General features: G+C 33.8%; 17 protein-coding genes. 6 read left to right on the top strand and 11 right to left on the bottom strand.

Features of this window, described 5'->3' with window-relative positions:
- Nucleotide 1: 1 nt before the first annotated feature.
- Genes CGEO_RS03235 through CGEO_RS03210 form a run of 6 tightly spaced genes read right to left on the bottom strand, consistent with a single transcriptional unit; the run spans nt 2 to nt 5,023 of the window.
- On the bottom strand, nt 2–295 hold the full coding sequence (locus CGEO_RS03235; protein WP_075540080.1) for an ATP-dependent Clp protease adaptor ClpS: 294 nt from the start codon (nt 293–295) through the stop codon (nt 2–4).
- The gene (locus CGEO_RS03230) at nt 285–908 is read right to left on the bottom strand and encodes a thioredoxin domain-containing protein (RefSeq protein WP_075493464.1); all 624 of its coding nucleotides are present in this window, start codon (nt 906–908) and stop codon (nt 285–287) included. Before CGEO_RS03230 ends, CGEO_RS03235 begins: the two co-directional genes overlap by 11 nt.
- A 13-nt stretch (nt 909–921) precedes the next feature.
- Nucleotides 922–1,386, bottom strand: coding sequence for an SsrA-binding protein SmpB (gene smpB, locus CGEO_RS03225; protein WP_075493466.1), 465 nt, complete (start codon nt 1,384–1,386; stop codon nt 922–924).
- 3 nt (nt 1,387–1,389) lie between these two features.
- Entirely contained in the window at nt 1,390–2,148 is a 759-nt protein-coding gene (locus CGEO_RS03220) for a 4-(cytidine 5'-diphospho)-2-C-methyl-D-erythritol kinase (RefSeq protein WP_075540079.1), read from the bottom strand.
- Complete coding sequence (gene truB, locus CGEO_RS03215) at nt 2,145–2,963, bottom strand: tRNA pseudouridine(55) synthase TruB (RefSeq protein WP_075493470.1); 819 nt, start codon at nt 2,961–2,963, stop codon at nt 2,145–2,147. The genes CGEO_RS03220 and truB overlap by 4 nt, the downstream gene beginning before the upstream one ends.
- Nucleotides 2,960–5,023: an ATP-dependent helicase gene (locus tag CGEO_RS03210; RefSeq protein ID WP_075493471.1), complete on the bottom strand. Its 2,064-nt coding sequence runs from the start codon at nt 5,021–5,023 to the stop codon at nt 2,960–2,962. The genes truB and CGEO_RS03210 overlap by 4 nt, the downstream gene beginning before the upstream one ends.
- A gap of 199 nt (nt 5,024–5,222) precedes the next feature.
- On the opposite strand from CGEO_RS03210, the gene CGEO_RS03205 reads away from it, so the two are divergent.
- On the top strand, nt 5,223–6,095 hold the full coding sequence (locus CGEO_RS03205) for a LysR family transcriptional regulator (RefSeq protein WP_075493473.1): 873 nt from the start codon (nt 5,223–5,225) through the stop codon (nt 6,093–6,095).
- A 15-nt stretch (nt 6,096–6,110) separates the two neighbouring features.
- Here CGEO_RS03205 and CGEO_RS03200 read toward each other — a convergent pair whose 3' ends face one another.
- The 3 genes from CGEO_RS03200 to sstT all read right to left on the bottom strand — a co-directional run bounded on the left by CGEO_RS03200 (nt 6,111) and on the right by sstT (nt 9,588).
- Nucleotides 6,111–6,530, bottom strand: coding sequence for a hypothetical protein (locus CGEO_RS03200; protein WP_075493475.1), 420 nt, complete (start codon nt 6,528–6,530; stop codon nt 6,111–6,113).
- 14 nt (nt 6,531–6,544) lie between these two features.
- The gene (locus CGEO_RS03195) at nt 6,545–8,251 is read right to left on the bottom strand and encodes a M3 family oligoendopeptidase (RefSeq protein ID WP_075493477.1); all 1,707 of its coding nucleotides are present in this window, start codon (nt 8,249–8,251) and stop codon (nt 6,545–6,547) included.
- Between the two features lie 86 nt (nt 8,252–8,337).
- Nucleotides 8,338–9,588 (bottom strand): serine/threonine transporter SstT, encoded by a 1,251-nt coding sequence (gene sstT / locus CGEO_RS03190; RefSeq protein ID WP_075540078.1) that lies wholly within the window; start codon nt 9,586–9,588, stop codon nt 8,338–8,340.
- 748 nt (nt 9,589–10,336) lie between these two features.
- Between sstT and CGEO_RS03185 the strand changes: the two genes are divergently transcribed.
- The gene (locus tag CGEO_RS03185) at nt 10,337–11,065 is read left to right on the top strand and encodes a hypothetical protein (RefSeq protein ID WP_075540077.1); all 729 of its coding nucleotides are present in this window, start codon (nt 10,337–10,339) and stop codon (nt 11,063–11,065) included.
- Between the two features lie 24 nt (nt 11,066–11,089).
- Here CGEO_RS03185 and CGEO_RS03180 read toward each other — a convergent pair whose 3' ends face one another.
- On the bottom strand, nt 11,090–13,192 hold the full coding sequence (locus CGEO_RS03180; RefSeq protein WP_075493483.1) for a rhodanese-like domain-containing protein: 2,103 nt from the start codon (nt 13,190–13,192) through the stop codon (nt 11,090–11,092).
- A 70-nt stretch (nt 13,193–13,262) separates the two neighbouring features.
- The gene (locus CGEO_RS03175) at nt 13,263–15,326 is read right to left on the bottom strand and encodes a cytochrome c3 family protein (RefSeq protein ID WP_075493485.1); all 2,064 of its coding nucleotides are present in this window, start codon (nt 15,324–15,326) and stop codon (nt 13,263–13,265) included.
- Between the two features lie 485 nt (nt 15,327–15,811).
- Here CGEO_RS03175 and CGEO_RS03170 point away from each other — a divergent pair, with 485 nt between their 5' ends.
- From CGEO_RS03170 to CGEO_RS03155, 4 genes are all read left to right on the top strand, one after another.
- The gene (locus CGEO_RS03170) at nt 15,812–16,237 is read left to right on the top strand and encodes a DUF4878 domain-containing protein (protein WP_075493487.1); all 426 of its coding nucleotides are present in this window, start codon (nt 15,812–15,814) and stop codon (nt 16,235–16,237) included.
- A 62-nt stretch (nt 16,238–16,299) separates the two neighbouring features.
- Nucleotides 16,300–19,434 carry a cytochrome c biogenesis protein gene (locus CGEO_RS03165; protein ID WP_075540076.1) on the top strand — a complete coding sequence of 1,045 codons (3,135 nt, stop codon included), beginning with the start codon at nt 16,300–16,302 and terminating at the stop codon, nt 19,432–19,434.
- A 50-nt stretch (nt 19,435–19,484) separates the two neighbouring features.
- Nucleotides 19,485–20,162, top strand: a complete 678-nt coding sequence (gene aat, locus CGEO_RS03160; RefSeq protein WP_075493513.1) for a leucyl/phenylalanyl-tRNA--protein transferase — start codon at nt 19,485–19,487, stop codon at nt 20,160–20,162.
- Between the two features lie 44 nt (nt 20,163–20,206).
- On the top strand, nt 20,207–22,021 hold the full coding sequence (locus CGEO_RS03155) for a peptidoglycan D,D-transpeptidase FtsI family protein (protein ID WP_075540075.1): 1,815 nt from the start codon (nt 20,207–20,209) through the stop codon (nt 22,019–22,021).
- Nucleotides 22,022–22,466 lie beyond the last annotated feature (445 nt).

Here is a 22,466-nt window from a genome sequence, read left to right as displayed (position 1 = left end):
TTCACTCCTTTTCTATCGTGCATTTAAGTGGAAAATTTGCAGCTTTTGCAGCTTCTATAACCGCTCTTTGCTTGCTAAGCGCGATTTCTTTGGTATAAGTTGCGCATACTGCATTGCCGTGGTTGTGAACTTCAAGCATGATTTTAGCGGCATCATCAAAGCTTTTGTTAAAAATGCTCATGAGTATTTCGATTACAAAATCCATAGTTGTTTTATCATCGTTATGCAAAATAACATTGTAAAGCTCTGGCAAAAAAGTTTTAGTTTTTTCTAAGACTTCACTCTTAGTTGGCATTTTTTATCCTATTAAAATCTACTTCTAAAATGCGTGTACTAACCGAACCTAAGTAGTATTTTCTACCCTCTGGAACTCGCATTTCATTATCAGTAAGTATCTCTGGAGCGCCCTTGTTATAAAGCACTTTAAACGGTAAAGCAATCGCATGGTTATAGCTTATATCTTTTAAAATTTGATTTATCAAACGCTCATTTGGGTTATCTTTTGAGTTCGCTATAAAATAATAAGCGTTGTAGTTTTTAGAGAAATTATCGATAATGTATTGATTATCAACATCTTCAAAATGAATTAGCCCTATCATCATAAAATCATCACTATGTTTTAGCTGGAAATTCATCAAGTGTGGCGCTTCATCACGGCACGGCTGACAAAAAGTTCCAAATATATCAAACATAACCATTTTATCATTTCCATCGAGTTTAAAGCCATTTTCTGTTCTAACTACTGTGATTTCATTACCAGTTACGCTTTTAAGCAAAATTTTATCGCCAACTTTGTAAGAGGCGTTTTTACTTGGTTTAGTTGTTGTTGTATCGGTTTGCGATGAGTCGTTTTGACTACAACCAACTAAGACAAAAGCTACTAAAATAGCTGCTAAATACTTCTTCATACTTATCCTTTATTTAAATTTTACCTTTACTGAAATTTGACATCGCCGCTCTTGCCTCACGATCGGCATCTTTTTTCTTCAAAGTCTCTCTTTTATCGTGGATGTTTTTACCTTTTGCAAGGGCGATTTTGGCTTTTACTTTGTTTTTTTCATTTAGATAAAGAGCTAAAGCCACGATTGTAAGCCCATCTTTGCTAACACTTCCAAAAAGTTTATCAATCTGCTTTTTGTGCATCAAAAGTTTTCTAGGAGCTTTTTCATCTGGTCTAAAGTGCGCGTTTGTGCTTTCAAGATAGCTTATATGGGCGCCTAGCAAGAACATCTCGCCTTTTATAATACGCACAAAACTATCTTTTAAATTTGCCCTTCCCATACGCAACGACTTAACTTCGCTACCTTTTAGCACAATACCTGCTTCAAAAGTTTCTAAAATGCTAAAGTCGTGAAGGGCTTTTTTGTTTCTTGCTAAATCTTTCAAAATTTAATTTCCTTTTACTCTAAAATAGCTACTTCCACTCCCGCTTAAAAACTCAAAATCGCCTAAATTTAGCTCTGGATAGAGCTTTTGACAAGGAAGCAAAAGATCGTTTAACTCATAGTTTTTATAGCCTTGTAAAATCTCGCTTGAGCTTAAATTTACTAAATTTAAAGCTAAATTTTTATCCATTTTGTCCATAAAATTTGCTCTAAATTCCTTATAAACCAAAGCCGTAGATGAAAAAATTTCAGGTGTAAATATTTCTAAATCCAACTCATCATCTTCAAACTCGCTTATAACTTCTCCTATGCCGCTAACATTTGCACTTTTTAACCCAGATGCAAAAAACGCCACATCAGCGCCGATTTTAGCTGAGATTTCAACAAGTTTTTCTGTACTTAAACCTAACTTAAGCGTATCATTTACAAGGTGCAAAAAAGACGCTGCGTTGCTACTTCCGCCACCTAGTCCAGCTCCCATAGGGATATTTTTTTCTAACACCACATCATGAGTTTTAAAAAACTCCTCTAGCTCATTTTTAAACCCAAATTTACAAAGCTCTAAAAAAGCCTTTTTTATGATGTTTTCTCCATCTATTTTGACATTTGAAACTATAATAAGCTCATCATTATAATCTGCTTTTTTAAACGAAATCTCATCATATAAATTTGGCAGCAAAACAAAGCGAGAGATTATCTCGTGGTAGTTGGCTCTTGTGTCGACGATTTTTAAAAAAACATTTATCTTTGCGTAACTTTTCAAATTTTTATCCTATTTAAAAGATAGCTAACATTGCCATTTTCTATCTTGATTATAGAGTGCAAATCGTCTAAATTTAGTAAGTATTCGCCATCATTTTGATTTTTAAAATCAACCAAATTTAGCTTTTTGCCAAGTCTTACATCATCAAAATTTCCAAGATATAAATTTGGAGCTAAATTTAGATACTCAAGCGGATTTAACGCCTTTTCATCTTCAAATTTAAACTCACCCTCACTTACTCTTTTTAACGCGCTTAAAGTCGCATTAACGCCTAATTTTTTAGCAAAAAGTTCAGCATATGAACGTATATAAGCACCCTCACTAACGCTTAGTCTTAAGCTTAAAAACGGATGCATATATGAGATTATCTCACAGCTATAAACGCTCATAACGCTTTTTTTAAGCTCAAATTCATCGCCTTTTCTAGCTAGTTCATACGCTCTTTTACCATCAACTCTTTTAGCACTGAATTTAGGTGGGATATACTCAAGCTCGCCAACCAAACTCTTAGCTATCAGCTCAATCGCACTTGAATGAAATGCAAGAAGTTTTTCAACACTTTTTATATTTTCATTATCGCCACTTGGGCTACTTGCGCCTATCCAGATAGTGGCTTGATAGATTTTTGGAGTTTTTTTAAGAAAGCGAAAAAAGCGGGTAAACTCGCCAAAAGCTACTATCAAGCACCCACTTGCAAACGGATCAAGTGTGCCTGAAAAACCAGCTTTTTTAACACCATATTTTCTTTTAAGCTTGCTTAAAAAGTGATTTGAGCCAACTCCCATTGGCTTGTTTGCGACAAAAAGGCGGTTCATACGACTTTCTCAACAAAACTTGACATAATCTCACGGTTAATACCGCCAAAATTTATCTTAAGTTTTGATTCATTTTTGATTTTAGTTATTGAAATTATTCTTCCCATACCGAAGAGTTTATGCTTAACCAAATCCCCTTTTTTAAGATCATCACTCTTTTCAAAAACCAAAGAACCTTCACAAAGCCCAGCCTCACTTAAAAATCTACTTTTATTTAGCCTTTCTCTTTTGCCTTTATAAAATCTACTGTTTGAACGGCTTAAAGTTAGATGACTTTTAGCTCTAGTTATAGCCACATAAGCAAGTCTTCTCTCCTCTTCTATATCGCTTCCATCGCCTATAAGCGGGAAAAATCCCTCCTCAAGTCCGATAACAAAAAGATGTTCAAACTCGAGTCCTTTGCTTGCATGAACGCTCATTATAGAAATGGCTTCATCGCTTATCGCATCTTGTTCGCTTTGAAGACTAAGCTCGTTTAAAAACTCCTCAAGCTCGAAATTTGCGTTATTTACAATCTCATCTTTAAGCATGGCGCAAAACTCGTCGATGTTTGCAACTCTATCGCTTCCATCATTTAAACTTTTATAGTAAGCCTTTAGTCCAAAATTATCCTCAAGTTTATCTATCATCAAAGAGAAATTTTCTACTTTTGCTAGTGATTTTACGCTTTTAACCAGCTCTTTTAACTCTTTTAAAACCTTTTTACTAACATCTGCTTCGCTTAAATTTGAAATCGTATCAAAAAGTGAAGCTTTGCTATCAAAGGCTAGCTTTTCGATTTTTGCAAGTCCAACCTTACCAAGTCCTCTTTTTGGTCGGTTTATAATGCGGCGAAGCGAGAAATCATCGCTGTTGTTTGTAATCAATCTTAGATAACTTATGATATCTTTTATCTCTGCTCTTTCATAAAACTTCATTCCTCCAACCATCTTATAAGGAATTCTAGCCTTTGCTAAACCATCTTCAAGTGCGCGAGATAGTGCGTTTATACGGTAAAGCACGGCTATTTCTTTTGGATTAACGCCACTTGAGATTAGTTTTGTTATCTCGTTTGCGATTTTGTTTGCTTCGTAGTTTTCATCATCGCTTTCAAAAAGCTCGATTTCTTCGCCCTTTTCTTTTGTGCTTACTAATTTTTTGCCAAGTCGGTTTCGGTTATAGTCTATTAGGTTGTTTGCAGCATTTAAAATATGCTCACTTGAGCGGTAGTTGTTTTCTAGCTTTATAAGTTTTACGCTATTAAACTGATCTTTGAAATTTAGTATATTTTCTATCTTCGCACCACGCCAACCATAAATACTTTGATCATCATCGCCAACTACACATAAATTTTGGTGAGCGCAGCAGAGTTTTTCAAGCAGTTTAAACTGCAAATCGTTCGTATCTTGATACTCATCGACCATGATAAACTGATATCTGTTTGAAATTTCATCACATAAAGTCGGATTTGCATCTAAAATTTTATAAGGTAAAGCTAACAAATCATCAAAATCCACCAAATTATCATTTTTTAGTATATTTTCATATTTTTTATAAATTTCAGCCACTTTTGTGTAGTATCCGCTTGCTTGTTTGCTAACTTCCCCGCCAAACATCTGAGCAGTTTTAACCGCTTCTTCAACGCTTACTAGCGAGTTTTTAAATTTAGATATCTCGTTTGATAAAACAGATGTAGAAATATCGCTCTCAAAGCCTTTTATAATCTTTTTTTTATCATCTGTGTCAATGATGACAAAGTTGTTTTTTCTATTTAGCTCAGAAATGTAAAATTTCAAAAACAAAAGTCCAAATTTGTGAAATGTGCAAAGTAAAGGCGGGGTTGAAACCTTGCTCGATATCATAGAAAGCGCCCTAGTTCGCATTTCGTTTGCGGCTTTGTTGGTAAATGTAAGAGTGAGCGTGGAAGAAGGTGCTATGCCGTTTGCTATAAGATAAGCAAGGCGTGAAGTTATGGTTTTGGTTTTGCCACTTCCAGCACCAGCAAGTATCAACATCGGACCATCTATATGCTCTACTGCTTTGATTTGTTCGTCGTTTAAACCTTTTAGTATATTTTCCATCGTCTCTCTTTTGCAAATTTTAATCTAATATTTTATCAAAAAAATTCTAACAAAATCATTATGCTTGTGTTACTTAAAGAAATTAATTAGAAAATAATTTCAAAAATTTATAACCTAATTAAAAAACTTTATCAAAAATTTAAAAAATATCAATATAATAATAGACGCATAAAAAATCCAATATTTTAAGGAAATTGTAATGTTTACAGATTTTAACATCATTAACACATTTTTGGTTATAGTTGAGGAGAGAAGTTTCTCTAGAGCTTCAAAAGCTTTAGGTATATCTCAGCCAGCCGTAACTCTTCAGATGAAGAAGTTAGAAGAGATAGTAGGCGCAACTTTGATTCTTCGCAAGAAGAACGGCATTTTACTCACAAAAGAGGGTGAAAAATTCAAAGAGCTTTGTCAAAAGTTTGAGATAACTCTTCAAGTTTTCAGCGAAGAGGCATCAAATATAAAAAATGCAAAGTCAAAACTAGTGGTTGCTACAACTCCGATTATTCACGAGTGTATTATACCTCTGATATTAGACGATATTTCGAGTACATTTGATTTAGGCGTCGATGTTAGAGTCAAAAACGAAGAAGATATATTAAAATATATCGAGGATAGAAGGTGCGATTTAGCTATAGTAAATGATAAGTATTTTGGTAAAGACATCATATATAAACATTTTAACGACTACAACTTTGTCTTAGTTTCAAACCAACCAGTGGCTAAAAAGTTAGCTATTAAGGATTTGTATAAATTAAATTTCATAAAAGATGCTTCAAAAACTTATTTTGATGCGCTTTTTAGTGGGTATTCTATAAGATATTCGGATTTAAATGCAACATATACATTAGATAGCACACTTGCTGTAATCAATGCTTTGATTTACAATAGCAATCAACAATATTTTGCTTTCTTGCCTGAATTTATAGCAAAAAGATATATAAAAGATAGCACACTTTTTGAAGCAAAAATTGAAAATATAAAACTAAAAAGAACTCTTTTTGTCGTTTCGTTAAAAGAAAACGAAGACAAATTGAATAAATTTATAACTATAAAAGAACCTGAATTTATGTAGTATAAATTTTCTCGCTTACTCTTCAAGCGAGAAAATTTTTCTTGATTTTGCTCTTTTGTAATCCTCTTTTTTACTCTTTGTTATAGCAAAATTTACCAAAATAGGGCTGTTGTCTACTACTATTTGTATCACGGAAGCTAATGGAACGCTTACAACAGAGGCAAAATCATTCTCTCCAAAACCAGCTTCAAATTTAAGCTCATCATCTTTTATAAAAGCACTTTGTAAAGTATATCCACCAAGTTCAAAAACAATAGCTGGAAATTTAAATGTATCTTTTATCTCTTTTGGCAAATCTGGATTAAACAAAACCAGCTCTAAATTCGCCATTACAGAAAAGCTAAATTCTTTTTTTAGCAAAAATTCCACACACTCTTTGACATTTCTTTGCATCATCAAAGCAAACTCACTATCGTTTAAAACCTTTTCTAACATACATTTTCTCCTTTTTAAGATATAAATTTATCCACTAGTTTTTCAACCTCTTTAAGACCTATTTGCCAAAACTCACGACTGTTTATATCAAGGTTAAATTTAGCTACCATATCGCGCGGGCAAACACTTCCACCCAGTGCTAAAAACTCAGTGTAAATTTGGACAAAATTCTCACATTTTCCACTCTTATAAAGTCCAAAAAGCGCAAGAACTAAAAGTTGTGCATACGCATAAGCATAGCAGTAAAATGGCGTATGGATGAAGTGTGGGATATAGCTCCACCAAATTTTATAATAATCATTTAAAACAAGGCTATCGCCAAACATTTTCTTTGACTCTTCACTCCAAATTTGGCTTATCTCATCGCTACTTAGCTCGCCATCATGAGCGTGAATACGGCGTTCAAATGTAGTAAAATTTATCTGGCGATATAAAGTTGCAAAAATATCTTCTAACTTTCCGGCTAAAAGTGCGGTTTTGTCCTTCTTATCAGCTCTTTGTAAAATATAGTCAAAAACTAGCATTTCACAAAAAACAGAAGCAGTTTCAGCCGTAGGAAGTGGAGTTGATGAGTTTAGATATCCAACATCATAAGCCAAATACTGATGCAAAGCATGCCCTAACTCGTGCGCTAGAGTAAATACATCTCGCCTTTTATCTGTAAAATTTAGCAAAACAAAAGGGTGAACTTCTTTTACGCTTGAGTGAGAAAATGCGCCACTTGTTTTATTTGCTGATGGATAAACATCTATCCAGCCCTCATCAAACGCCTTTTTTGCAAGCTCGCCAAATTTAGGGCTAAACTCGCCAAAAGCGTCTAAAACTATCTGTTTTGCTTGGCTAAAACTATAGCTCTTATCCTCGCCAATAGGCGCATATCTATCATAGTCATATAGCGTTTCAAGTCCTAAAATCTCACGCTTTTTCTCGTAAAATTTACTAACCAAACCAAAACTTGCCTCGCTTGCTTCTATAAGAGCGTCCACGCTTGCTTTTTCTATCTGATTGCTCTCATGCATAATCTCTTCGCCAAGCTCGTAATTTCTAAGCTCGCAAGTGATTTTAAGATCTGTTTTTATCATATTATAAATATAAGTTAAAAGATGTGAGTTTTCTTCCAAAGTCGCACTTAAACAAATGGCTGCTTTTTGCCTTGTTTGGCGGTTTGTATCGTGAAGCAAGCTAAGAATTTCTTCCTCACTTAGCTCTTTATCATCAAATTTAAACCTAAGTTTTGCCATACTCTCATCAAAAAGCCTAGAAAAAGCACTTGCGCCAACTGGCGAAGTTCTAAGCAAAACTCGCTCTTCTAAAAAGCTTAACTGATGTTTTTTCTCTTTTGCAACAAGGCTTAGATAGTAGCTAAAATGCTCACTGTATTTTATAAATTCATCTTGCAAATTTGACTCAAGTTCGTTAAATTCAAGGTTAAAAAAAAGTAAATTTTCAGAGATTTTGTTACTCAACTCTTCAGCTTTGGCTAAATTTGCTCCAGTTGTCGTATCTTTAGCAAAACCAAGATATGCGTAAGTCATGATCTTAGCGATACTCTCGCAAATTTCTTCATACTCTTGCACAGCTTTTAAAAACTGCTCTGGTGTTAAATCTTTTAAATTTGATTTGTAAATTTGGTTAAATTTAAGTGATTTTTGCTCTGTTTTTTCTATAAATTTACTAAATTCGGACTCGTTTTCAAAGAATTCTTTTAAATTCCATTCCATAAATTTCCTTTAAATTTTCTTTGTATTTTAGTCAAAAAAAGTTTAATTATAGTAAATTCCGCGCTTGAACGCGGAATTTTATAAAATCATTTTGTAAGAGCGTCTTCGTGTGGACTAGTCGTATATGAAGCAACGGCTGTAAAAAGCACGTCTGTCGAGCTATTTATCGCTGTTTCAACAGAGTCTTGTATAACGCCAATTATAAAGCCAATCGCAACAACTTGCATCGCTATGTCGTTTGAAATGTTAAATAACGAAGCAGCAAGCGGGATAAGCATTAAAGAGCCACCAGCAACGCCACTTGCACCACAAGCACCAACAGCAGCAAGCAAACAAAGCAAAAGTGCAGTTCCAAAGTCTGTTTGGATGCCTAAGGTATTAACTGCTGAAAGAGTTAAAATGGCGATAACAACAGCAGCGCCTGCCATATTTATCGTTGCGCCTAGCGGGATTGATATAGGATAAAGCTCTTCATCAAGCCCAAGTTTACGACAAAGGTTTAAATTCACAGGGATATTTGCAGCCGAACTCCTTGTAAAAAACGCCGTTACACCACTCTCTTTAAGGCATGTGAAAACTAGCGGATATGGGTTTTTTCTTAAATATACCCAAACAATAAGCGGATTTAAAACAACTGCAACAAAAGCCATAGAACAAACTAGCACTATGATAATTCTTAAATAGCTAAAAAGTGCTTCGCCACCAGCAGAATAAACGCTAGTCGCAACTAAACCCATGATACCAAAAGGAGCAAGTTGAATGATAAATTTAACTATCGAAGTTATCGCATCTGAAAGATCTGAAAAGACTTTTTTAGTCTCATTCGTGCAGTATCTTAGCGCGATACCAAAGCCGATTGCCCATGCTAAAATTCCCATATAATTTCCAGTCGAAATAGCGTGAACTGGGTTATCAACTATCTTAAAAAGCAAATCTTTTAAAACAACTACAATGCTTGCAGGAACGGCTCTTTGCATATCGACAGGAACGTTTAAAACCAAAGTTGTAGGGAACAAAAAACTTGTTATAACACCAACGCAAGAGGCTAAAAATGTGCCTAAAATATATAAAAAAACTACTCGTTTTAACCCTTTTGCGTTGCTAAAAGTTTTAGTTAGGATTGACGCCGCAATCAAAATAAATACAAGCACCGGAGCGACCGCTTTTAGCGCACCTACAAAAAGGTCGCCAAACATACCTATAAAACCTATAATGTTAGATCCACTTTGTTTTTGCGCCCAAAAGCCTATCACAGCGCCAACAGCGACACCGACTAGAATTCTCAATATGAGATTTTTATCTTTATAACTCTGAATGAGTTTGCCAAAAGAGCTCATTTGTTTCCTTAATTTAAAATTTATATAATTTGTTAATGTATCTAAAATTTAATAAAATTTAGTTAAATCTTATATTTTGATGTTGATTTTTTAAGCCTATATTTTGGCTTTAAAGCGATATTTAGCTTATAAATATTTTAATTTTTTATATTTAATTATATTGTTATTTTGGTTATTTATATCTAGTTTGTTTATTTGCTTTTGGTTTATAAATTTAGCCATTGTAAATTTTAAAATTTTATTGATAAAATTTCTCTTGGTAAAACTATATTAATTTTTAAAAATTTTATCATACATTTAAAAGATATTTTAAATATTCTTTATCTTGTTTGTTGGCGCGACTGCATATTTAACAAAATTTATCCAAATTTATACTTTTGCGTTTGCAGATAAAACTTTAAAATCAACCTTTATGCTTAATTATAAAACTAAATCATTTAAGCAAATTTAAAACACAAATAATGCCATTTAAGATAAATTTCATCGATTTTCAAGCTTTTTTGTACTTTTCCAAAAATAGTTCTAGTTATAAATTTTATGTTTAAATAGTTTTATACACTTACCTCACAATAATGCTGATATCTTTCTTATATATTTTACTTTAAATTCAGATTTTTATATTATAATAATCATTATCATATAACTGGAACGAGATTTCAACTATTCAAATTTAATGGTTAAAAATAGCTTTTAAATTTAAAAATATTGATAAATTTATAAAATTATTTATGGCGAATAAAGGATGATTATGTTTTTTGGATTTGACAAAAGAGGCGATATAGTTCCAAATTTTCTTTATGGTAGCGAGCAAAAAACGATAAATTTACTTTTTTTAACTCAGTTTAACTCATGCGTAGAAAATGAGTTAAAAATTCCGCTAAAATATGCTAAAAATGGCGATTTAAAAGATATTTTTACAAAAATGGTTAAAGCACTTTTAATGCCAAAAGAACTTAAATTTAGCAAAGCAAACAAGTTTTGTATCACATCAAATTTGATACTTTTTTCTTTATTTAACAGCACAAAACCACCTATTTTAGCAAGCAAACCAAGCCTAAAAGCGGCAAAACTAGCAAGCATGTTTTTAAACGATGGCTTAGTTTTTAACGCAAATGAGCTTTTTAGAAATTTTATTTTTAACAAAATATCTAGAATCCACCAAGATAAAAAAGTCTATATAGAAAATGGGATTATCTATATAAGCGTTCAAGATAAGCCTGTTGTTGGGATACTACCGGCTTTTAAAACATTTGATATAGATGATAAAAAAAGTTATGAAAAAGAGATAAAGTTAGCTTTAAATTTAAGTAAAAAAACGCCTAGAATTTACATCGCCTTGCCTAGACAAAAGGGCTTGAAAAAACATATAACCGTGCAAGCTTGCGAGTTAGACTCAGCAAATTCTTGTGTTAAAATCGTGCCTTACTCTATAACAAATAAAGTTTTTATAAAAAAATTTATGGATAATAATATATAAAGCCGCCAAAAAAGGCGGCTTATTTTAGAAGAATACAGCTTCAACAAACGCATATATCATCAAGAATAAGAATACCATTCCTGTGATTAGCATAGCAAAGCCAACGAGTTTAGCAAACCAGCTCCAGCTTTCAAAGTTAGAGTTTTTAACTTTAAGTTTTTCAAGTTTACCACTAGCTACTAGTCTATCATACCATGGTTTTCGCTCTTGTTTAATCTCTTCTTCGCTTAAAGTTCCAGAGAATATTACCATATCCATCGGGAATCTATCGGCTCTAAAGTGAGTATTAAAGAAGTGAACCGCAAAGATAAATCCAGTCGCAAGCAGCGCCTCATCAGAGTGAACTATAGTTGAAAGATTTAACATCCATCCTGGTAAAAGTTTTGTAAAGAACACTGGGAACCATAAAATAAGACCAGAAAGTCCTATTATAAACATACCCCAAAATACCGCCAAATAGTCAAATTTTTCCCAATACGTCCATCTGTCAAACTGTGGTCTTTCGCCCTTACCAAAGAACCATAAGAAGTGGTTTTTCATATCGGTAAAATCTTGCCATCTTGGCATTAGCGAGTCTGGTCCAAATAGTTTTTTCCAGAACAACGATAGCTCAAGCTTACCTGTTTGAGGGTTTCTTATCGCATCTTTATTTTTAAGAGCATGAACGATAATCTCTATTATATGGCTTATAAACACAAGTCCCATAATGATAGCTGATACGTGGTGAACAACGGTAGCTCCGATTGGTCCGCCCATCATATCTATCATACTTTGTGCCCACGAAGCTGTGTAAAACTTCTGTGGAAGTCCAGAGAATGCTAGTCCTAAGAAGCTTGCAGCCATAAAGAAGTGTTGCCACTTATGAAGCGTGCTAAATCTTTTTATGATAACTTTATCTGCATGAGCTTTTTGTTTTGCCGCTTTCCATTGTTCTGGATATTTTAGCCTTGTCATTATAAGTCTAACTGACCAGAAGAATGTATGAAGCCCAAAGAACCCAAACACCGCTACAACCAAACCAGTCATGAAAACAAACGCATAGTAAAGTAGCGGATAGTTCTCTTTATCTGTGTGATCTGCGTGAGCGATGAAATTTGAGAAGTTTTCATTGCCGCCTGGATGACACTCAGCACAAGTATTTATCCTGTTTTCTCCAGCATAAAGCGTAGATCTGTTATCATCTATTTTAAAGATATTATGTGTGCCGTGACAGTCATAACAAGCAGCAACGCTTATAGCTTGACCTGCATTTTCAAGCACCATAGCTTTACCATGGAATGTATGATGATACATACTTTGCTCTTTTTCGTGACACTCACCACACTTTTGATCGCTCATCTTTTTCATATTTATCATAGTAGTTTCTTTACCTAGATGTATACTATGACAGTCTGAACACATAGGAGCATTTTCTTTTGTGTTTACTAGTTTACTGTGAGCGCTTTGCATAAATATCGTTCCGATATCATCATGACAACTTGTACAGTTTTTGTTTACATTGTCTCTGTTGCTAGCAAAATGCTCTTGTATCATTTTTTTATCTTGCCCAACATCTATACCATGGCAATCTCTACAAGAAGGGATATCGCCATACATCATCTGTCTGTGAATAACATCGGTATAGTCAGTTACTTTATCTGAATTTCTCCAATTGTTACTTCCTAGATATTTATACTTATCAGCAGTTGGTGACTTTGAAGCTTTTACGACAGGATTTCCATATATTATCCATTGCTCGATACCCTCAAGCATAACATACACATTTTTATATCCCATTTTCATAACAGCCAAAGCCATTTCGCTACTTGTATAGCAAATTCTATTTAAGCAGTAAAATACCATAACAGTATTTTTATCTGCTGGTAGTAACTTTTGCCAGTTTTCTACATTTATATGTATGGAATTTTGGATATATCCATACTCGTTTCTAACTTCATCTACATTAGCGTCAAAAACTAACGCTCCCTCTTCCATCAATTTTTTAGCTTGCGATATGCTAATAGGTATAACGCCCTCAACAACAGCCATGCTACCTTCACCAGAAGCGTGTGCTTGTGGAGTATAGGTTAAAATAGAGATAGAAAAGACAAAAATGATAGTTAAAATTTGTTTAATTATTTTTTTCATACATTTGTCCTTGTAACCTTCTTTTTATAGTTTGTGCCGACGCGGAATTTTGCGCCGGCTTGCAAGGCTATTATTTTTTAATTCCTAGTATATTATGAGCTTGCTCAATATATACTAATGCCTCATTAACTATCTTACTAGAGTATTGTGGTCCATGAACTCCCCATGAGCCATCTTTTTCAAGCCTATCTTTGATATCATTTGCTTGTTTTGCAAGTAACATAGCTTCGCTTTTCTTAGCTGCACTTAAGCCAGGATTGTTAGCTATAGTTTTATCTATATCTCTTAAACCTTTTTTAATGCTTTCATATCCTGTTTTAACAGGTGTTTGCCATTTCATAACCGCATCATAAATTTCTTCTTGATTTGTATATTTCAAATCATCTGGCAATGTTGATTGTATCGGGCTATGACATCCTGATGCTCCAGGTCCTACTAAGTTAACATCACTAAAGCTTGTTCTACCACAACTCCACATCAAATCGACAAAGAACTTGCCATTAGTATCTCTAGCAAATCTCCAGCCTTTTACAGTTAGAGGATCTCTATCTTTGCCTTCTGGTGGGTTTATAGTTTTAGCTGTTTTATCAACTTTAATTTTCCAGATATGGCTTGCTCTAACATTATCAAATCCAGCTTTATCTGGGTTTTGAATAGCTGCGAAATTCTCACAACTCATCATGTTAGGCATATGACATCCTGTACAGTTATCTTTAGCGTGAATTCCACCTGTTTGTTTAGCAAATTCAGTTTGTGTTTCGTGGCAATCTTGACAAGTCTTTTTAATACCGGTTAAAGTATATTCTGTTCTCCAGTCATTTGCTGTAACTTCGTGCGGATCATGGCAAGTGTTACATCTCATACCTTTATCATAGTGAACTGAGTTATAAAGCTGAGCACCCTCTGTTCCACAAGATGGGCAACTTGATTTGAAGTATGCATTAAATGGTTTTCTTGGATCGATTTTTGCATCATCTTCATGGTAAGAAAATCTTTGGTGACATCTTTCACAGTTACTTGGCATACCAGCGCCTCTTGCGCCATAAAGGTGAGCACCAGCGCCATGACACTCTTCACAGTGAATACCTTTTGCTATAGTGTGTTTTCTAAGTTCATCTTTGTTTCCGATAGCTGCGAAAAACTCATCTTTTGTTTTAAAATCAAATTTAAAGCTGTGGCAAACTTCACAGTATGAACTAGCTGGTTGAAATACCATAGTTTCTCTGTTTTTAGAACCATATGAGTTTACACCCCAAACTTTTGAACCACTGTGCGCCATACCTTCCATTGTAGTTGGAAAACCTGGTGAAAACTCAGCTATCTTTTTAGCAACTTCTGGAGTTATATGTTCTGCCCAGTTTCTTGAGAATTGGTTACCACCTGCAACCATATAACCGCTCATATCGCTTAAATTTCCATCTTCGATATGATAAGTTCCACGAACTAACCATCTATCCAAAAAGCCATATTTTGTTCTTGGAGTTCCTATAACCGCATAAACATCATCTGGATAAATTCCCCATGGAAGAATGGTAGCTTCCGTGCCATACATCTTTCTTTTTGGATCGCCATCAACCTCTGCTAGCTCATCAGGAAAACGAACAGAAAGAGAGTGGCGCGATCTTGACCATTGGGCGTATTGTGCTGGGTGGCACTCGCCACATTTTTTTGGACCAACAAATTTGTTAGGATAATCAAGAATTGATTCCATACCTAAACGATAAGTAACTGCAACATGATCTTGCCCCATTTTTTTAGCATATTCTGGGCCATGGTTCATCTCAACAAACTCTTCCATACGATCACTCATAGTATATTTACCTATCAAACGACCCTCTTTTTCGTATTTAAACATCGGGTGAACCTTGATAAGTAAATCAAAAAAATCATTTGCTCCATAAACATAGTCTTCAAGTGTTCTAGGAACAGAACTATCTTCTTGTACAAAACCCGCGTCGTTGAGTTTCACCTGATATTTATCAGCTGCACTCTGACCTGCAGGAACCTGAAATTTCTTTGCTTCAGTTGCAAGCTCTTCGCTTTGCGTTGTAGCATATAGCTGCGAAGATGCCACTGTAGCGGCAAAAGCCATGATACAGGCGCGCCTTGCTAGTTTCAACAATCCTTCTTTCATTAAAGCCTCCTTAAAGCCTAATTGATAATAAATTTCAAAAACAGTTATTTTGCAACCATAGAATTTATGTTAAAAATCTGTTAATAAAACCTCAAAAAGATTTTAAGGTAAATTTCTTTATACTTTGCTTAAATTTTATTTGAAAACTTTAAAAAAATAATTAATTTTTTTAACCTAAATTATTTTATATGAATTAGATATATTAAATAGATATAGCCTAAATATCGCACTTTTAAAAATATATATAAAAATGATTGATTAAATTTAGTCAAAAAAATTATTACTAAATTTTTTATATGAAAAAAGGTTAAATTTATATTACTTTTTTGATAAAAATGCCTTTTTATAAGCAGCTTTTAAGTAGCAAAAAGAGATAATTAAAATTTAGACTTTTTTTATATTGCAATTTTAAGGTTTTCATATAATAGTATTAAAACAATATTAAATTAGTGCCTATATACTTCACATTTTTAAGGAGCTTCCTCATGAAAAAATTTATTTTTTCTTTAGTTTTCATCGCATCTGTTTTTTATGGCTGTGCAAACAAAAATTTAGATAATCCAGCTGATGTTGTTAAAGAGTTTATCTTATTATGCGAAAAAGGCGATATTAATAAAGCCCAACAGCTTTTAGAGAAAAATAATAATGTTGATTATTTTAGAAAATTTAAAGATTTAAATGGCGGGAAAGACCTTTTTTACATAGATTATGATTACAAAGGAAACGACGATACAGTTGAGCTTAAATTTGAGAATTTAAAAGATTTAAGTAGCGCTTCTGTAGCAGTTGTTAAACTTACATCAAACTATAAAAAACAGCAGCATTCTTTCGAAAAAAACATAGTTTTACACAAGATAAATGGCGAGTGGAAAATATATGATTTTTTATTTATGCCTGTTAAGGTTAAGTAGATATCGGGCTGAATTTATACAAATTTAGCAAATTTAACAAAAGCATTTTTTAAGGAAAATTAATGGATAAACCATTTTCATCTTTTTTTAGCATGGCCTGTATGGTCATCTTACTTCTTATTTTTGCTGCATTTAGCGCTATTGCTACCATAGTCGAGAGCGTTAGTGGAACAGATGCAGCGTGGGCGTTTATATATGGGGCGGATTGGTTTGGCATTATCCAGCTTCTTCTTGTTATAAACTTATCTTATAATATCTATAGGTATAGACTTTATAATATCAAAAAACTTCCTGTTTTTTTGCTTCACATAAGCTTTATTTTTATATTTTTAGGAGCTGCTATAACAAGATATGTGGGCTTTGAAGGCTCTATGCATATTAGAGAAAACAGTCAAACAAATTTAATCTCAACTAGAGAAGTATACTTCCAACTTATGGCAAGAGATAAAGATGGTAAAAAAGTTTCAAAAGACTCAGCTCAATACATCTCAACAAACTCAGAAAAGAACGATTTTTCTATGTCAATAGATACCGATGGTAAAGACGCTGTTTTAAAATATAAAAAATTTGTATTAAATGGTGCTTTAAAATGGGTTGCTTCGCCAAATGGTGAACCGATAGTTGAGCTTTTATTTTCAGATCAAACAAACAAAAAAACACTTCTTTTAAAAAGTGGCGATATAGTCGAGATAGGCGATTTAGACGTTGCATTTAACGTAGAGCCTAAGCAAAAAGAGTATATGCAAATTTCGCTAAAAGATGGAAAATTTTATATCAAAACAAACCAAAACATTGAGTATATGAAAATGGCAGATATGAGTAAAGGTGTACTTTCAAAAGATGTAGAAATTCCGTTTGACTCGCTTAATCTCTACACTATAGATGGAGTAAATTTTGCTCCAAAAACGCTTCTTGCTTCAGCCAAAAGAGAGGTTGTCTCGCTTCCACAAACCGAAATGGGAAATAACGCCGTAATCGCTGATTTATCATACAATGGCGATACTAAAGAGGTTTTCACGTTTTTTGGAGATTATCCGCGCGCGTTTAATGTAGGAGGCAAAGAGTTTCAAGTAGCTTGGTCACCAAAGATGATAGAACTACCATTTAGCTTGTATCTAAAAGATTTTGAGATGGATAGATATCCTGGTTCAAACTCGCCATCTGGATATAGCAGTCAAGTTGTAGTAAAAGATGGGAATTTAAGTATGGATTTTAAAATTTACATGAATCACGTTTTAGATTATGATGGTTATAGATTTTTCCAAAGCTCTTATGATAGAGATGAGCAAGGAACTATCCTTTCGGTTAATAAAGACCCAGGCAAACTTCCTACATATTTTGGATATTTTCTCTTAACAGTTGGAATGCTCTTTAATTTCTTTAACCCAAATTCAAGATTTTTAAAACTATCTCGCTTGATAGATGAAAGCAGCAAAAGAGAAAGTAGTCCGAAAAAACCTGAAAAGCATACTAAAGGCAAAAACAGTGCAAAAACTATAGCAGGGCTACTGGTTGCTTTAATAGTTGGATTTAGCACTACAAATTTGCAAGCTTATGAAAATCCTCCTGCAATCGATCCAGCACATGCAAAAAGCCTTGAAACGCTTGTTGTGCAAGGTTTTGATGGAAGAATGGAGCCATTTGATACATTATCTAGAGATGTGCTTAATAAAGTCTATAGAGGCGAGGACTACAAAGGCATGAGCCCGAGCGCTGTTATGCTATCTCTTATTATAAATCCAGATTATTGGAGAACTGTTCCATTTATCAAAGTTAGCGATAAAGAACTAAAAAAACTGCTTGGTATGCCTGAAAATGCAACCCATGCTAGATTTGGTAACTTTTATGGAAAAGACGATCAAAACAACACCTACTACAAACTTGGTAAAATCGCAGAAGAGATAAACAGAAAACCACCAGGGAATAGGACTAAATTTGATAAAGATGTCGTAAAGGTAGATGAGAGATTAAACATATTTTATATGGCATTTATGAGTGAACTTTTCAAAATAGTACCAAAAGAAAACGATCCAACCAACACTTGGTATTCAGCGTATGGCGCTTTTAGAGGCATTCAAGGAGATGAAGCAAAAAGAGTAAGCACGCTTTTGCAAAACTACTTTGAAAGCGTTATAGATGCGCAAACTTCAGGAGATTGGAGCAAGGCTAATAGTGGGCTTGAACTGCTAAAAGAGTATCAAAGAAAAGTTGGCGCTGCCGTTACTCCATCAATGAATAAGCTAAATTTTGAAGTCTTGTTTAACAAAGCGCAAATTTTTCAAAGACTAACTCCAGTCTATCTAATCGCTGGTTTTATGCTTTTGATTTTTGTATTTATGAGAATGATGAACCCAAAACTAAATATGAGTTTTGCCTTTAAAAGCGTGTATGCTGTAAATTTACTAGCATTTTTAATCCATACAACCGGACTTGCTCTTAGATGGTATGTCTCAGGTCACGCTCCTTGGGCAAATGCTTATGAGTCACTAGTCTATATAGCTTGGTCGCTCTCACTTAGTGGTATAATTTTCTCAAGGACATCGGCCATTTCTCTATCTTTGACATCAATTTTAGCAGGAATCACGCTCTTTGTCGCGCACCTTAGCCATATAGATCCTCAAATAACTCCACTTCAACCAGTTCTTAACTCATACTGGCTTACAATCCACGTATCTGTTATCACTGCAAGTTATGGATTTTTAGGACTTGGCTCGTTGCTTGGACTATTTACACTTGTACTTTTTATCATCAAAAAATCAGATAAAAATGATGAAATTTCAAGAAATATCCTTGAAGCAACAAGAATCAATGAAATGAGCCTAATCTTAGGACTTTGTCTTTTAACTGTAGGAAACTTCTTGGGTGGAGTTTGGGCAAATGAGAGTTGGGGAAGATACTGGGGTTGGGACTCAAAAGAGACTTGGTCGCTAGTTACAATCCTTATATATGCAGCCGTTATCCACATGAGATTTATCCCTAAAGTAAACTCTCAGTATTGGTTTGCAGTCGCTTCGATGTTTTCATACGCAAGCGTTATAATGACATACTTTGGTGTTAACTTCTATCTATCTGGTATGCATAGCTACGCTGCTGGAGAAAGCATTCCAGTGCCAAATGTAGTTTGGATAAGCGCACTTGTTATGGTTATCTTATCTGTGTTAGCATACTTTAAAAGAAGATACGCTACTAGGTTATAAAACTTACAAATTTGAGCTTTTTTAAGCTCAAATTTGATTATTTTAATCAAATGACAATTTATTACTCTTTTCCTAATCCAAAATTAGCTCCAGATAACGCCCCACTTTGTAAAGGTGGAAGCTTAGATATAAATTTACTCTTGTGTGCTTATAAAAAGGGAATTTTTCCATGGTTTTTAGATGGCGAAACTCCGCTTTGGTGGTCGCCAAATCCACGTGCAGTTTTGTTTCCAAAGGATATAAAAATTCATAAAAGCATTAAACCATCGCTTAAAAAATATAGTGTTAAATTTGACTCAAATTTTAACGCCCTTATCGATATGTGCGTGGAAAAAAGAGCGTTAGAGGGTGCTACTTGGCTAGGAAAAGATGTAGCAATCGCTTATAAAAAACTAGCGAATTTAGGCATAGCTCATAGCGTGGAAGTCTATGATGAAAATGAGCTTATAGGTGGGCTTTATGGATTAATTTTTGGTAGAGTTTTTTGTGGCGAGAGTATGATAAGTGCTAAAAAAGATGCTTCAAAAGTAGCGTTAATCTATCTTTGCAAAACGCTTCAAAAATACGATTTTTTAATAGATGCTCAGATTATGAACTCTCATCTTGCATTTATGGGAGCAAAAAATTTACCACGAGATGAGTTTTTAGATATTTTCACAAAACTTTCAAACGATAAGTTGAATTTAGATTTTAAAAGCCTAACTCCTATGTATGATATAAAAAACTAAGCCATAAATTTATATAATACGGTTTTGATTTTAAAGAGGGCTATATGGGCAGGAAAAAAGATACTAAAGTAAGCACCGGTGTTATATTGTTTATTATGGTGCCTTTGATTTTAGGTCTTTTTATAGTAGTCGCCTACTGCTTGTCAAATTCTACAAAAGATATCTCTATTAAGCTAGAAAGTAGCGATAAAGATATGGGAGTTAGAGGAAGTATCATCACAAAAGATGGCTTTGCAGTAGCAAATTCACAAAAATTATATAAAGTTACGATAGATACTAGAAGTATAGATAAAGATAAACTTGATTTATTTGTAAAGCTTTATTCGATCTACACAAACGATAGCGAAACAAGAGTTAAAAATCTAATCAAAGAAGTCGATGGCGACGTCGTTTTATCTTATGAAATAGACGCAAAAAATGCTATGCACTTAAGAGAGCTTGCTAGAAAATTAAACCGAAAAAAAGTCTTTGTATCTTTTCTTACCAAAAGCAACAAAACTCATCCGCCAATCGGTATGAGCATCATAGAAAGTGGCGAAAACAGAGAGTATCTTGCAAAAGATAGCCTATCTCCTATCTTGGGACATACTGTTAAACAAGAGATAAATGGTAAAACCAGAGTTAGAGGCAAAAAAGGGGTGGAACAGTTTTATAACTACTACCTATCATCACTAAAAGATGGGCTTTTAAAAGGACCTCGCGATATAGGAAACAACATCATCTTAGATAAAGACTCTCAAAAATCAAAGCGAATCGATGGGTATAATGTGGTTTTAAACATACCTTTAAAATTTCAAAAAGAGTTAGAGGGGCTACTAAGCCAAAAAGCAGAACTTTATGATGCAAAAGAGATAATAGCTGGCGTGATAAACTCAAAAACTGGCGAGATTTTAACTCTTGCTACAAGCCTAAGATACAACCCATCAAACATAAGAAAAAAAGACTATCCAGCACTAAATTTAACCGCAACAGAGTATTCTTATGAAGCAGGCTCAGTTGTAAAACCGATAGTTTTTTCGATTATATATGAAAACAAAAAGGTTAAATTAACAGATATCGTAAACACACATAATGGAATTTATCAGCTTGGCAAAAGCACGATTAGAGATACTCATCAACAAGCTCAAATGAGCGCTGCAGATGTTATAGTATACTCTTCAAATATCGGTATGGTAGAGCTTTCTTCAAGAATTGATGGGCAAACTCTTTATGATGGCTTAATAAACTACAACTTTTCTAGAAAAACAGATATAGATGTAGATGAAAAAGAGGGAAATATCAAAACAGCAGGCGAGTTAGACAGCCAGACATATAAAGGCACAACTAGTTATGGATATGGGCTTCAAGTTACATTTATACAACTTTTAAACGCATACACAGTTTTTAACAACGATGGTGTTATGATATCGCCTCGTATTGTAAATTCGCTAGAAAAAGATGGCAAAAAATACATCATAAATAACCCGCAAAAAAGACAAATCATAACAAAAGAGAGTGCAAAAGCCGTAAAAGATGTGCTTATACAAACAGTTAAAAGAGGAACTGGCAAAAAGGCACTAACTGCTGGAGTTGAAGTTGGTGGCAAGACTGGAACTGCTAGAATAGCAGCCCAAACAGGTGGCTACTCAAGGGTTTACAACAGTTCGTTTTTTGGCTTTGCAAATGATGAAAACGCAAGTTACACCATAGGAGTTTTAGTAATAGAGCCTAAAAAAGGTAGCTACTACGCTGCTCAAAACGCACTTCCAATCTTCAAAGATATTGTTGACTTGATGATAGAAAATGGATATTTAAAACCAAAAGCGACTGAGGAAAAGATAAATTTAAACCCAGCCGAGTTAGACAATATAAAAGATTAAAGCTTTAGTAGATATGCTTTTATTGAAATTATTTAATTTTATAGGTAATTTTTTTAAAAATACTTATAAATAAAGCTTGTAATGGCTAAATTTAAAACTTTTAAATTTGCGATTTAGCTAAATCAAATAAAATCTTATAAATTTATAGCTAAATTTATCCGGCATTAAAACTCATAAAATTTAAAAACAAAAATTTATTTATCATTCAATACTTTGGCTAAAGCTAGTTATAGGTTTATGATAGTTTGATTTCGAGTTTGATTTCGAGTTTGATTTCGAGTTTGATTTCGAGTTTGATTTCGAGTTTGATTTCGAGTTTGATTTCGAGTTTGATTTCGAGTTTGATTTCGAGTTTGATTTCGAGTTTGATTTCGAGTTTGATTTCGAGTTTGATTTCGAGTTTGATTTCGAGTTTGATTTCGAGTTTGATTTCGAGTTTGATTTC

The sequence above is a fragment of the Campylobacter geochelonis genome (genome assembly GCF_013201685.1).
GTDB lineage: Bacteria > Campylobacterota > Campylobacteria > Campylobacterales > Campylobacteraceae > Campylobacter_B > Campylobacter_B geochelonis.
Note: the sequence above shows the minus strand (reverse complement) of the source record. Positions and strands in the feature narration are given on the sequence as shown.